Here is a 14,741-nt window from a genome sequence, read left to right on the forward strand (position 1 = left end):
ATTGACTTTTTCATATTAAATTGTGGATCATACCAATACTCAGCCGACCTCGTTGCCGATCCCGTTGAAAACAGCTCTTTACGTTCTTGCTTTTCTGGTTTCCACACTAACCATTTCCACATTGCCCGGGCAACCGGTTAACTTTCCCAAACCTGAAATTATTTCTGCTGAGCAAGGCCTTCCGCAGGGTTTTATCCCGGGGATTGTCCAGGACTCCCGCGGGCTGATCTGGATCGCCACCCGAAACGGCCTTTGCCGGTACGACGGCCAGCATATCAAAATATTCCGCGCAGGAAACGGTTCGCCGGGCGACGGTTCGCCGGGCGACGGTTCGCCGGGCGACGGTTCGCCGCGTGACGGATCGCCGGGCGACGCTTCGCCGGGCGACGGTTCGCCGCGTGACGGATCGCCGGGCGACGCTTCGCCGGACCACCAGACTTCCCTGAGTTCGCTCGGCCTGGAAAGCATTAAACTGGCGGACGATAAGAAGATATGGGTACTTTCAGATCAGGGCGATATTGACCTGTTTGACCCGATTTCAGAGACAGTCGTCAACTATTCTAAAAAGCCATTCTTTAAAAAAGCCTTTGGAAACCGCTTTATTAAAGCCTTCTATACAGACAGCCAGAACCGTTTATGGCTGGTATTTGACAAGCCAGGATTCGCCTGCATTGATGTAGAAACGAGCCGGATAAGATGGTACCACGACCGTGAAAATGAAACCGACTCGCTGAATACGATCAAAGTACGCGACCTTATTCAGCGTAAAAACGGAAGTGTATGGCTGGCTTCGAAAAACGGGATTTTCAGCATTGATAGAAAAACCGGAAACCTGATCAGGTATTCGTCGTCTGACGCTGATTTTGAAGACATTGAAAAATCGACATATACTTTAAAGGAGCGTCACAATGGTGATTTGCTGCTCATCGCAAAGAATGGTGCTGCGACACTAAGAATTGAAACGGGTAAGGTTGATTTTTTTCCGTTGGCGCCAGACGAAAAAGCGGAATATGACCACTCGATCGTTTCTGACAGCCAGGGTAACGATTACTTTTTTCGCATGAACTCGATCCTGCGTTTTAGTGATCAAGAAGGCGTGCAGGCGTATCCGAAGCTGGAAGGCTTTTCGGAATATAAAGCTATTTACGTGGATCAATCGGATGTGCTATGGGCCGGGACAAATGGACAGGGTGTACGCAAATTTAACCTGCGGGCTGCCTTTTTTGGTGTAAATCAATATCAACACTCTTTCGTCCGCGACCTCCTGTCCGTGTGTCTGAATGCGCCGGAAAACCAGATAGCAAAAATTCCCTTTAATCTTTTCGTTTACAACTTCCGGCATACCTTCGACAAAGACCAAAATCTCTGGTTCAGCAGCGGCACGACCCCACTTTACAAATTCGATTTAAAGAGCCAAGAAATCGAAATCGTCCCTTTCCCGCTTACCATTAAATATAGCGAGCGCTCGGAAAAGGCGATCAGCCTCGCTACCGACCCGGGGGGACGTATCTGGGCTGTATATGATTCACTGGTGTTTTTTTATGAGCATGGAGACTGGCAGCGTTTCAAATATCCCGTCCGGCCGGCCATTGAGTCGGGCATTATGCAGCTCGTAGTCGATGAACAGGCATTATGGATCGCCACAAGTGGAAAAGGTCTCTACCGGGTGGACCGGACAATCGGCAAAATCCAACAATTTCGCTATGATAAAAACAAAGCGAACACGCTGAGCAATGACAATATCTACTGCCTGTTTGCAGATCCCGATGATCCTGAATTGTTATGGATCGGTACATTTGGCGGCGGCTTATGCCGGTTTGACAAACGTACGGGCCTTGTCAGGCGGATCACCAGTGAGGACGGTTTGCCCAACGATGTAGTATATACGGCCATTCCTGATAGGTTAGGGAATATTTGGGCGGCAACCAATCAGGGACTGGCGCAGGTAAACAAAAAGACACTCAAAGTCCGCGTTTACACGCGGGAAGACGGGCTGCTAGCCGATGAATTTAACCGTTTTCATTCATTACGACTTCCCGACGGACGTATCTTTCTCGGCGGAATTGAAGGCATTACGAGCTTCGATCCTGCCAGATCCAATGTCGATGAATTCCGCCCAAAAACCCTGATTACAGCGATTTCGATTAATAATGAGAAGCTCGAAACGGATAAGTTCATGAACCCGGTGACCGCGCTGCAATCATTGGAATTAGACTATTGGAAAAATTTCGTGACGGTCGAATTTGCGGCCATGCAGTTTAACCGCAGTGACAAAATGAAGTACCGGTACCGGTTGGAAGGTTTGGAAAATGACTGGATCGAGACGGAAAACCCGGTCACAAAATACACCGACCTCCGGCCTGGCACCTACTTATTACACCTGAATGCATCCAATACCGAGGGCGTGTGGAGCGATGATATACGGACACTGGAAATCCTGATCAGCCCGCCCTGGTGGCAAAGCTGGTGGGCGTATTTACTGTATGCATTGATCGCTTCTGCATTGATTTACGGGTTGTTGAAAATGTATATAAACCGACTGAAACTGCGTCAATCGTTTATTTTGAACCAAAAAGAATTGGAACTCATCGATAAAGAATCGCAGCAGCTGCGTCAACTCGATGAGATGAAGACACGCTTTTTCTCAAACATTACCCACGAATTCCGCACGCCGCTAACCCTCATACTAGCGCCCGCAGAACAAATGCTGGAAGAAAAACGCCCCGCCGAAGACATGACCCGCCTTGGCCTGATCGACCGGAATGCGCACCAGCTGCTGGGACTGGTGAACCAGCTCTTGGATCTCTCGAAGCTGGAATCGGGTACCATGAAAGTGACCGAGGCGCAGAGTAATCTCCAAGATTTTGTAGCGCAATTGGTTGGTGCATTTCAGGTTACGGCAGAAGCAAAAAAGATCCGGCTGACATTCACTGCAACCGAAACGGCAAATGCGTATTGGTTCGATCATGAAAAACTCGAAAGGATCTTGAACAATCTGCTCTCCAATGCATTGAAATTCACTCCGGAAAATGGACAGGTCTCCGTGCAGCTTACGGGATATTCAGATGGCGTTATGATCAGCGTCAGCGATACCGGAACCGGCATTCCACCGGAAAAGCTGGAACATGTCTTCGAACGTTTTTATCAGGTTGATTCAGAAACAGGTTATCGTGAAGGCACGGGAATCGGGCTGGCGATCGTGAAAGAGTTGGTCGAAATTCAGGGTGGAAATGTGCGCGTAGAGAGCGGGGAAGAAAATTCCGGCGCAAATTTCGTGATAGAGTTACCCTATCGCACAGCTCCACTGGCGAGCGGGAATTCAGTGTCACAACCCACACTTCCGCACGAATATCTGAGTGAACAAGCAACTGAAAACCGGCATTCAGAAATCAAGATCCTGCTTGTCGAAGACCATCTTGAATTGGGCGATTTTGTGGCAAAAAGTCTATCCAAAAACTACCAGTGTTACCGGGCCGGGAATGGCAAGGAAGCGCTGACTTTAATGCAGGATATGATGCCCGATCTGGTAATCAGCGATGTCATGATGCCCGTGATGGACGGTAACACCCTCTGCCGGAAAATCAAATCGGACCTGCTGACAAGCCACATCCCGGTGATCCTGCTGACTGCAAAAAATGCGGTAGCAAGTAAAATGGAAGGCCTGGCCGGCGGCGCAGATGATTATGTGACGAAACCGTTCCACATGCCCGAGCTGGAAATCAGGGTGGGAAATATGCTGGAAAGGCAGCGACGATTCCGGGAAATGCTTCAAAAGCAGTTTACTACCCAGGAAAAAGTTGAGCAAAGCAGTGCCAGCGAAGTTACCGATCCGTTCCTTACACGGTTGTACAACATTCTCGACGCGCAACTTGATAACACGCAATTCGGCGTGAACGAACTGACCCTGGAAATTGGCATGAGTAACAGCAGTCTGAACCGGAAACTGAAAGCATTAACGGACCTTTCGCCAGTGGAGCTGATCCGTAATTACCGTTTGAAAAAAGCGGCAGAATACCTGGCTAACGGTACCGGCGTATCCGAGGCGGCTTATCTGGTCGGTTTCGATAACCTCTCCTATTTCGCCAAATGCTTCCGCGACCTCTTCCAAATGTCACCCCGCGATTTCGCAGCGAAAGTCTGAACGGACAAAAGTTACTTCGTGCAGCGCGCCCTCATATTCCATAAATAAACGAATGCTGCCTGCATGATCCTTTACACCAAGTCTCCAAAAACAGTTTTGGAGTAAAGGGGCATAAATCCGGTTGATATGATACAATCATTTAATTCATGCTCATCCGTTCATGCCGGATCCCCCGGTAGCCGCTTTGCCTGACTACAAAAAGGGAGCCTGCGAGTGGTTGTAAATGGCGCTCTGATTCTGAAAGCCCGTTACCGGCGGTGGTAATGTAAATATCCTCCAAGTTTTCGCCGCCGAAAGTACAGGAGGTAACCAGCGAAACGGGCAATCGGATTTCATCCAGCAACCGGCCGTTAAGAGGATCATACCTTTTCACCTTCCAACCTCCCCACATTGCAATCCATAACTTACCGTCGCTGTCGATGGTCATTCCGTCGGGATAGCCTTCTTCGGGCGGTATCTGTATGATGCTGCGCCTGTTTGCAATGTCGGCGTTTGCGTTGTTGTAATCGTAGGCGACCACTTCCCTAAGGCCTGTGTCGATATAGTAAAACGTCCTGCAATCAGGGCTCCACGCCATGCCGTTCGAGCAGGTTACGTTATCTATTTTAATTGAAACCGAGCGATCCTTATTCAGCAAATACAGTTTACCTGCTTTTAACTGACCTGATACCGACATTGTTCCCGCCCAAAATCGTCCCGCGGGGTCACATTTTCCATCATTGAACCGGTTGCCGGGAAGAGAGGCTTCCGGATCATTGATCGCATACATACTGTCTTTTTCGAGATCAACCATGTAAAATCCATGCTGCAACGCAGCAATGAGCCTCCCATCTGATGCAGGCGCGATTGCTCCGACCATTTGACCAGCATTGAAAACATGGTGTTTTTTGTCTTTTGTAAAAAACTGATGAATCGCTCCCCGCGTGATATCGACCCACAAAATGCATTGCCTGACCTCATCCCAAACCGGCCCTTCCCCCAGCTCACAAAGATGGTCCAGCACAATTTCCGGCAGTTTGACCATGAGAATAAAATTTAGCAAGACACCACATTACTACCTGATAATCAAGCATATTTGATATAAAAAAACAGAACGATCGCGGTAATGAGCGCCCACCAGTAAAATGGATTGCGTATTCCCCGCTGCTGTTCCCGGTCAGCTTTGGGCAGGGTTAAACTTGCCCTGTTCCAGATCAACCCTTCCAGCTCCGCCTCCGGCTTGGGCGTGGTAACCAGACTCACTAAAATGCAGGCTGCCATGCAAGTCCAGAAAACGATTCCCGTGCGGTTCAGAAAAGGCATTTGAGGAAAAACAAATTCAATAATGAGGGACAAAGGAATGGTCATGATACCGGCAGTCAGCGCGCCGGCGTGGGTGGTTCTTTTCCACAAAATACCCAGCAGGAACATGGCTGCAATGCCGGGTGTGAAAAGGCCGTATGCATTCAGCAGATAGAGGAAAACGGGTTTATCAGAATGTGCAAGGAACAATCCGGTACAAAGAATCCCGATCATGATAATGATGGCGCCGGAGATCCTTCCAAATTTCACAGCCTGCTTCTCAGAGGCTTGTTTACTGAAATAGGGAAGATAAATATCCATTGTCAGAATCGTAGTGCACGAATTGATAGCCCCGGAAAGATGCGACATCACTGCTGCGATCAGCCCCGCCATCACCAGCCCGACCAATCCGGACGGAAGCAGATTCTGCACCAGTGTAGGAAAAAGAAGATCGGGTTTTTCCAGGTTCGGGAACAGTTTGGGTGCAACTAATGCAGGAACCGTAATAATGAGCGGGATCAGGAATTTGAGATAATCAGCAAAAATAACGCCCATGCGCGCGTGCCACTCGTTTTTCGCAGCCAATACGCGTTGCACGATAAACTGGTTGGTAGCACAGTAAAACACGCTGATACAAAGCGAGCCGCCGAGATACATGGTCCAGGGAAAATCGGGATCATTAGCCGGGAGAATGAGCTCCCAATCTTCGGAAGTTGCGATGACTGCATCCACCCCGCCCGCCGCATCCACGGTGGCGACGGTGAGTATAATCCCGCCCAGTACCAGCACGCCAAGTTGCAGCATTTCAGTCCAGATCACCGCGCGCAGTCCCCCGACAATGGTGTAAACGCCCGTCAGTACAGCCAGTACAACTACGCTCGTCACCACCGGAATGTTCAATAATGAGTGCAGTGACAGTGCGCCCAGGTAAAGCACGGCGCTGATTTCCACCAAAATATAAGTAAGCAAAATGAGCACCGCGTAAGTTGTTCTGGCAGCTCCCCCGAACCTCTTGTTTAAAAATTCCGGTACGGTGTAAAACCCGTTGCGGATGTAAAAAGGGAGGAAAATCCAAAGCAATGCATTGAAACCCATAAAAATAGCACCCCACTCCATTGCCACTGCTATAAACCCGCGGCTGTATGCCATACCCATTGCGCCTACCAGGTGGTGGCTGCTGATATTCGACGCGATAATGCTTCCGCCGATCATCCACCAGGGCAGTTTGTCGCCTGCCAGGAAATAGTCGCGCTTGGTTTGCTCGCCTTCTCGGGAGGCGTAAATGCCTAGTCCTATTACACTGAGAATATAAATGCCAAATATCGTCGCGTCGAGCGCGGTGAGGTTAATGTTCATTATTTTCAGAAATCATGAGTCGGGCCTGTGATAAAACCCGCTCGGTGAGCATTTCGGAGGAACCTTTGTCGAAGGGCGTTTGCCACACAGCGTACATATCTTCCGCGTAAAATGCGGCGGGCGGCAGGTAACCGATGCTGCCATTGACCACATTCATCACTGCCACCGCGTGCGACGGGAATGCAGCGCGCACATCCATTTGAAACTGGGAATATGCCTCGTTGCACTGCCCTACCAGCAAACTATCGCCCAGCTGCCATATCCACACAGGCATAACAGCCGTATTTCCGTCGCCGACCACTTTGCGGATGCAGCGTTTTCGCCAGAGTCGCTCCTTTAAAACCCGGTCGTCACACTTCGCCCATTCTGCTTCAAGTTCTGCCAGAGACGGCATTGGTTTAAGCGGGTATTCAATTTCTATCATATTGATCTTGAACACATTTGAAACACCCCCAACTTCTTCCCGCCAGACAGCAAGCGGTGCGCCGGACTCTACTGCACGCTGGTAAGTAAGTACGGATTTCGGGCTCAGCATACTTTCCAGCGTAGCCAGTACCGCATAACCCAGCTGCCTTCCGTAACGGTCGGCGAGCTTGCCGTCGCCCGAATACTGCTCGGCCGGAGAAAGGTCGCCCGAAGCACCTTGCAGGAAAAGGCTTGGTGCCTGCGTTTCGGTTTCGACCAGCTCGCGCATGGCACCTATAAAGTCGGGCGAAATGAGGCGGTTGTCCCACGCCAGCGTGGTAGGGTGGCAGGCGTAGTTGGTAAGTGTCGCCAGAATTTTTCCCTGATCGTCGGTTACCCGCCCCACCAGCAACGTGTCGTCTGCGATTTTTTCCGCATTAAACCCAACCAGAAAGCGGTTTTGCTCAGGCTGTGGTAAATCCCGGTTGCTGGCCAGATTACATGTGCCATATTCCCAGGTCAGGACCCCGCTTTTTGCAGAAGAAAGTGCTTCATTAATGGCGAGGACAGTTTGACTGATAACTGTTTGAAGATAAGGGGCGATCAATGCCCCACCTTCCTTAGCGGCATCATCTGTACACAAGCCGGGACCTGCGTGGGTGTGCGACAAACAGAACATCAGCCGCTCAGCCTCCAGTGCCAATGCTTTCAGGATTTCCCCGCGCACATATCGTTCATCTTCCGCATTTTTCCACCAGCCCAGGTCAGCCGCCACAATTAGGACCGGTTTTTCTTTTTGGGTGGCTTGAATGGTCAGGCTGGTGAGCATGAGCGGCCGGTGGATTCCTTCTGCAATATCAAATTCCGATGCGCCCCAGTTGCGGGAGTAGATGCCTGCTGGCGGCGTGATATCTTTTTGGGCTACACCGAATATCCCTGAAAAAGAGGCATTTCTAAACGATGGGTAAGGCTGTGGGTCCATTCAAAATAAGATTTTAAAGTCAGGTAAGCAGCGATAATCCTCCATCCATGAGCACGGTACTGCCTGTCATGTGTTCATTTTCCGGATGGCAAAGTTGTATGACCTGCCGCGCGACGGACTGAGGACTGATAATTTTTTTAATCGGCACTTTTTCTCTTGATATATCCTTCAAACCTGGATTATTGCCCCAGATACCGGCACTTAATCCAGCCTCCACATAACCCGGTGCGACTTCATTCACCAGAATCTGATGCGGCGCCAGTTCCAGCGCCATGCATTGACACAGCATTCTCAAACCCGCTTTCGAAACCGAATAAGCAGGGATATGTGCATGAACGGAGCCTGCCGCCCAACTTCCGACAAACACTACCCTACCCGGCTGATTGTGGTGCAACAGTCGAGCGGTTGCTGCCTGCGTGAGGTAAAAAGCGCCGTCGAGGTTCACCCGAAGTTCTCTCGCCCATTGTTCCGGGGTGATTTCGTGAATGCGGGCGATGGTCACAGTTGCGGCGTTGGCGATAATTAAGCTGGCGACACCCAGCTCGTTTTCTACGTCGATCACCCAGTTTTGGACCGCAGTGGCGTCGGTAATATCGAGTTGACAATAATGCACTTTGACACCAAAATTTTTTATTTCTTCTAAAAATTGCGTTGCGCCCGATTCCGGCAAAATATCACCGATACCAATATGCGCGCCCTGCCTGGCGAATTCTGTGGCTATGGAACGACCGATATCCCCTAGTCCGCCACTGAGCATGACCGTTTTACCTTCGAATAATTTATCCATTTAGTGCTAAAATTGCTGGTATCCCTTTCATGATCAATAAATCACCAGTCGCCAACGCTCCCGTCGCCGTAAAATGAGCGCTGCAACACTTCCTGTTCAAAGGGATGCTTCCGGACTTCTTCCTCATTGATTTCGATCCCTAATCCGGGTTTTTCATTTGGCAAAACGATCCTGCCCTTTTTCTCAACCGTAAAACCCTCACTCACAACCGCATCCCGCCAGGGAACGTCGCTGTGGACACTTTCACAAATGATATAGGATGGCGTAGCAAAACCAAACTCAATCGAAGCCGCAGTACTCACCGGGCCTTGCGGATTGTGCGGCGCTACGGCTACACGATACGCCTCGGCCATTGCAGCGATGCGCCGCACTTCGCTCAATCCGCCGCAGTGCGTAATATCGGGCTGGATCACACTTACCGCCCGTTTTTCAAGCAACTCGCGAAATGCGTGTACGCCTACAAGGCGCTCGCCGCTCGCAATGGGTGTTTTCACAGCGCGTTGTATGAGGGCGATGTCTTCCAGCGTTTCGGGCCAGCAGGGTTCTTCGAAAAAGTAGAGACCGTAAGGTTCCAGTGCTTTGGCAAACTGCATACCCATTCGCGGACTGGGCCGCGCGTGACAATCGACCATAATATCAATGTTGTCGCCCACTGCTTCCCGCATGGACGCCACGCAGGCTTCGGCATAATGGATTGGTTTCAAACCTTCCAGCGGCATCGTTTCCGGCACGGCCATGGATTTAAAAGCAGTAAAGCCATCCTCCACCGCTTTCTGCGCCAGCTCGCCGAAGCGGTTGGCATCATCAGGCCTGGTCTGGTAAAAATCCTCCATTTTGCCACCGCCTAAGTGACAATACAGCCGAATATGATCGCGCACCCGGCCGCCCCACAAATGATGCGTGGGAACGCCGTGAATTTTTCCGGCAATATCCCAGAGCGCAATATCGATCCCGCTGATGGCCGTACCGCGCACAATGCCGTTCCCGTGCCAGAAGTGCTGGCGGTACATCATTTGCCAGAGATGCTCGATGCGCCGCGGATCTTCGCCGATCAGAAGCTGTGAAAGGTCTTCAATAGCCCCGACCACCGACCGCGTATGCCATTCCAGCGTAGCCTCACCCCATCCCCACAGTCCGGGCTGATCTGTTACTACTTTCACGAAGATCCAGTTACGCATACGGGCGTGACAGACCAGTGTCTCAATGGACGTAATTTTCATAAAGTATTAAATATATGATGCCTGAAAACTACAAAACCGCGCTGCGCTGTAAGAGACCCTGCACAACCTCCTCGGTTTTTTCAAGCGTTTCTTCAATGTCCTGCAAACTGTGAGCGAACGAAATGCTGCCTTGTTTAATAGGAAGAGGAAAGTTAAAAATGCCTTTATCGATCAGTTTCAAACGGTACGATCTATCGAAACCGAAATCGTGGTTTTTTAAAATATCATGAAAATCCACCGGCGCATGGTCCATAAAATACACACAGTATGCCGATCCCTGGCGCGCGACGTGGTAAGGTTTATCCGTCGAAGCGAATATCGAATTGAGCCCGTCTTCCAGCACCTGTCCCAGGTGATTCACATGTGCATACACATCATGTTCCGGCGAAGCCAGCTTTTCCAGCGTTGCGATCGCCGCTGCGGTTGTCAGCGGAAAGGCATTGAAGGTACCCGCGATCAGTACGCGTTTTGATTTTTCGGGATGGACAAAGTAATCCATATACTTCTTTTTGCCCCCGATCACGCCCAGCGGGTAACCATTTGCGACTGCCTTTCCGAAGGTACTCAGGTCGGGCTGCACGCCGCAAATGCTTTGGTAACCGCCCAATGCGTGCCGGAAACCTGTTTTTACTTCATCAAAAATCAACAGAAAGCCTTCTTCATCAGCCAGTTTCCTCAAATCCTGCAAATAGCCCGGCAGCGGTTTGACGATACCGATATTCTGCAGGATCGGTTCTAGCAGAATACAGGCTACCGGGAAATTTTTTACAATATGCCGGACAGAATCCAGATCGTTGTAATTGATCACGTGCACCAGCGATTTGTGCTCCTCAGGAATACCCGAGGATAGTGAATCGAAGGGATATTCACCAGGACTCACACGCTCGCCCACATCCGCCAACGCACTGATCACATTACAGGCGACGTCGTTATGCCAGCCATTGTAGCCGCCCTGCATCACGATAATATGATTGCGACCGGTAACGCCGCGCGCTATACGTACTGCATGGTAGGTGGCTTCCGAGCCTGTCGTGGTGATCTGAATGCTTTCAACCGTAGGCACGCATTTGCAGAACAGCTCCGCAAATTCTCCTTCCAGATCGGTGGGCCCGGCGCCCATCAATACGCTGCTGCTTTGTAAAGTGCGCAGCACCGCTTCATTGACGTCCGGATCATTATGTCCCAGAAAGGAAGCCGCGAACCCGGCCTGGTAATCAATGTATTTATTTCCTTCCAAATCCCACACGTGGCTTCCCTCGCCTTTGTTAAAGCAAATGTTGGGATCAGATTTCCGGTTGAGGGATACCACGCCGCCGGGGATCCATTGTTCGTTATTTTTCAGTAATTCCGACGATTTCGGCCATGTTAAATTCATAATCTGAGTATTTAAAATAAAATTTATCGGGAAAGTGTGCCCTGCGTTTCATAGCAGGTATTACGAGAGCTTGTACTGCGGTATTTTTAAAGTTTCCCCGTCCTTCATCGCCGAACTGTGCGCCACAATGCCGGGAACCGTTAGGTTAAGGGCTACCGCAATGTTCACAAGCGGATGACGGTCCTGTAGAACCGCTGAAATGAACTCATCCGTCAGTCGCCCGTGTGAACCTCCGTGACCGCCTTCTTCTACGCCCGGCGGAAGGGGTGGCCTTTCGATGTCCGGCAACTTGTTTTCGTGCCCCTCATATTTACCATAATAGGATCCTTTCTGACCTCTTATCCTGCCTTTTTCGCCGTGATCACCCGGAGAATCCCAGCTTACCGCCATTCTCGACATACCTCCTTCGCTGGTTCGGAAGAGCGCTATTTCTGTTCCGAACGGATTTTTATAACGGTTGTTCGCAGGTTGCAGCTGCTTCACAATGCTCGGAATACCGAGGCAGGATACCTCCGTAAAACTTCCGCCCGTCACGCCCACATAATAGGCATTGGAATGCGTAGGGTAATATTGCGGCGGCAATCCCACCCGCCACTCTTTGTACGATGCCAGCGGCTCGTCCATATAGTGGTAATATTCACCTTCCGAGTACACCAGCTTGCCAAATCCGCCCTGATCGTAGATCTGCTTCATCGCGTACAGGTCTTCGTGAAAGCAGGAAGTTTCGAACATCATGTATTTTTTGCCGCTCGTTTTCACCGCTTCGTACAATTTTTCCGCATCTTCCAGAGATCCAAAAACAGCCGGAACCGCTACTGCCACGTGTTTCCCGTGTTTCAATGCCTCAATAGCATGTTTGGCGTGGCTAGGCGCGTCGGTTGCGATGAATACCGCTTCAATGCTGTCGTCTTTTACGAGCTCTTCCAGCGAAGGATAGGTTTTGGAGCACTTGCAGGCTTTGGCCAGTTCTGCGCAGCGGTCCGGGAAAAGATCACTTACCGCAACGATTTCCACATTAGGGTGATTTTGAAATTCAAATGCCGCACCAAATTTGCAGAGGCCATAGCCGATAATGCCCACCCGCACTTTTTTGTCTGAAACTGCGACCCATTTTTTAGTCGATTTGGCTGCTGACTCTGTTTTTTCAAATCCCTGGATATCCGGATTGCCTTTGCTCCCATCGTCGGCTTTTTTATCGGATGAGCAGCTTGCTGCGAAACCCAGCGCAGCCGAACCCAACCCGATTGATTGCAGAAAAGAACGACGGTTGAATGGATTTGTGGCTGCTGTTTGTGGGACAGTATTTTCAGGTTCTGTGGCGGAAGCCTGGTGTTTGTTAGGATTTTTCATACTATTTAGTTGAAATGAATAAAAAAGTAACGGTTTAGAAATAGTGTTTTAATAACCCGGATTCTGTTTTAAGGTCGGCGTACCGTCTTTCATACTCAAATCGATCTGCGCCTGGGGGATCGGGTAAATCTCGTTTTTGCCTTTTGTGAAGTTGGTATTAGGCATGTAAGCTTTGTTGTCATACTTCGGAACATTCGTTTCGAAATTCAGGTAAGTGTTCAGCACATTGGCCATGTAACCGGTACCATTGTCATAGCGTTGCAAGTCGAAAAACCGCTGATGTTCCAGTGCCAGTTCAAGTCTTCTCTCGAAACGGACAGCCTTGCGGGCATATTCCTTACCTTGCTGAGAAAAATGCCCTTTGTAAAGTCCTACTTTATAATTGGCGGCAGGCACGTCTGTAAATCCTTTCAGCGGGTTTTTATCATCAATGTACTTTTTCACCCAGCCGGCCGGGTTCGCCGCCCGGGCACGCACTTTATTTACGTATTCTTCTGCTTTTACCAAACTCCCTACTTCCACTTCCACCTCGGCAGCCCAAAGCAATACATCGGCAAAACGGATCATATTGTAAGGTGAGTTCATGGCTGCATTTTCCCGGTCCAGCGACACCCTGGCCTGCGTCGTAATGTTTTTGATCACACTGTAAGGCCCTCCCGTCGACTGCTGGCGGATCCAGGCTTTACCGGGGTGCAGTCCCCAGTCGAGATACGGAATTCCCCTTCTTCCCACCACCCAGTCGAGGCGGGCGTCCAGTGTGCCGGTATGCGGCGTGAAAGGTTCGGAAGACTCCATTCCCTGGTCGTTTTTAACGGGATTCTGATTGTAAGTATCAAATAGCGGCAGGCCGGTGACCGGGTCGGTTTGATAAGCATTTACCAGATCAAATGAAGGCTGCAGCCAGCCGTAGCAGCAGGAAGGAGGACCGCCGAAAGGTCCGTTGTACAGATCCGCGCCATTTCCGTTTGCCCCGTTGGAACCATCGTAAACAGACATCTGCACGGCAAATACAACCTCAGCCCCATGTTTTTTCGCAGTCAGAAAATTATCGAAGTATCCCTCAGCCAGCGCGTACTTTTTACCATTAACCGTAACCCCGCTTGTAATGATGTCGTCAAGCAAAGTTTTGGCTTCGGTGAATTTGTTTTGAAACATATATACTTTGGCCAGAAACGCTTTCGCCGCCCAGCTGTTGGCGCGCCCCACGTCTGCTTTGACAGGTGTAAGATTGGCCGCAGCAAACTGCAAATCCGCCTCGATCTTCGGCCAGACCGGCTCTGTGTTGGTTACATTGTAATTGTTGCCCGTATAAGTCACCGTTTCATCCACGAATGGAATATTCCGCCAGTGCTTGGCCAGTTCCAGGTGATATACGCCGCGTAAGAACAATGCTTCCGCCTTGATCTGCAATGCATCCGCCTCCGAGATATCGGTAACCTTAGGCAGTAAACGCAGCACATCATTGGAACGCTGGACTGCTGCATACAGGAACCGCCATTTTTCGTCAGTCGACGAGGTTGTAGGATCATGACTATATCCTTCATAGGACGCAAGTAACCCGTTTGGCTCGGTCCCGGTGTGCGCATCATCGGAAGCCACGCTGGCCATAACAGTAAGACTCCCCCAGATTCCTCCTCCTACCGCGCCTGCTCCGTCCAGCAGAGAATAGGCACCGATTAATACACCGTTAACGCCCGATCTGGTTGCCAGAATGGATTCGTCCACTGCCCCTATCGGTTTCAGTTCGAGGTACTTATCATTGCATGCCAGCAACAAAAGGAAGGAAAGCAGGAGTACCTTTTGGAAAGGTTTAAAATATCTTTTCATCGTATTTTGAATTAATG

General features: G+C 50.2%; 9 protein-coding genes. 1 reads left to right on the top strand and 8 read right to left on the bottom strand.

The features are described from left to right. The first annotated feature begins 22 nt into the window (after nucleotides 1-22). Nucleotides 23-4,141 (top strand): hybrid sensor histidine kinase/response regulator transcription factor, encoded by a 4,119-nt coding sequence (locus FXO21_RS26775; protein ID WP_149642968.1) that lies wholly within the window; start codon nucleotides 23-25, stop codon nucleotides 4,139-4,141. Nucleotides 4,142-4,280: 139 nt separating this feature from the next. On the opposite strand, the gene FXO21_RS26780 is transcribed toward FXO21_RS26775, so the two are convergent. Genes FXO21_RS26780 through FXO21_RS26815 form a run of 8 tightly spaced genes read right to left on the bottom strand, consistent with a single transcriptional unit; the run spans nucleotide 4,281 to nucleotide 14,724 of the window. Next, nucleotides 4,281-5,165 carry an SMP-30/gluconolactonase/LRE family protein gene (locus tag FXO21_RS26780; RefSeq protein WP_149642969.1) on the bottom strand — a complete coding sequence of 295 codons (885 nt, stop codon included), beginning with the start codon at nucleotides 5,163-5,165 and terminating at the stop codon, nucleotides 4,281-4,283. Nucleotides 5,166-5,206: 41 nt separating this feature from the next. Continuing rightward, the gene (locus FXO21_RS26785; protein WP_192579337.1) at nucleotides 5,207-6,778 is read right to left on the bottom strand and encodes an SLC5 family protein; all 1,572 of its coding nucleotides are present in this window, start codon (nucleotides 6,776-6,778) and stop codon (nucleotides 5,207-5,209) included. Beyond that, nucleotides 6,768-8,165 carry a neutral/alkaline non-lysosomal ceramidase N-terminal domain-containing protein gene (locus tag FXO21_RS26790; RefSeq protein ID WP_149642970.1) on the bottom strand — a complete coding sequence of 466 codons (1,398 nt, stop codon included), beginning with the start codon at nucleotides 8,163-8,165 and terminating at the stop codon, nucleotides 6,768-6,770. Before FXO21_RS26790 ends, FXO21_RS26785 begins: the two co-directional genes overlap by 11 nt. 19 nt (nucleotides 8,166-8,184) lie before the next feature. Then, a complete protein-coding gene (locus tag FXO21_RS26795; protein WP_149642971.1) occupies nucleotides 8,185-8,952 on the bottom strand; it encodes an SDR family NAD(P)-dependent oxidoreductase in 768 nt (255 codons plus the stop codon). A gap of 41 nt (nucleotides 8,953-8,993) precedes the next feature. Continuing rightward, nucleotides 8,994-10,172 carry a galactonate dehydratase gene (gene dgoD, locus FXO21_RS26800; protein WP_149642972.1) on the bottom strand — a complete coding sequence of 393 codons (1,179 nt, stop codon included), beginning with the start codon at nucleotides 10,170-10,172 and terminating at the stop codon, nucleotides 8,994-8,996. Between the two features lie 28 nt (nucleotides 10,173-10,200). After that, nucleotides 10,201-11,547, bottom strand: a complete 1,347-nt coding sequence (locus FXO21_RS26805; RefSeq protein ID WP_149642973.1) for an aspartate aminotransferase family protein — start codon at nucleotides 11,545-11,547, stop codon at nucleotides 10,201-10,203. A 60-nt stretch (nucleotides 11,548-11,607) separates the two neighbouring features. Further along, entirely contained in the window at nucleotides 11,608-12,897 is a 1,290-nt protein-coding gene (locus tag FXO21_RS26810) for a Gfo/Idh/MocA family protein (protein WP_225865880.1), read from the bottom strand. A gap of 48 nt (nucleotides 12,898-12,945) precedes the next feature. Next, entirely contained in the window at nucleotides 12,946-14,724 is a 1,779-nt protein-coding gene (locus FXO21_RS26815; RefSeq protein ID WP_149642974.1) for a RagB/SusD family nutrient uptake outer membrane protein, read from the bottom strand. Nucleotides 14,725-14,741 lie beyond the last annotated feature (17 nt).

Origin of the sequence: Dyadobacter sp. UC 10, assembly GCF_008369915.1 — a bacterium.
Lineage (GTDB): Bacteria > Bacteroidota > Bacteroidia > Cytophagales > Spirosomataceae > Dyadobacter.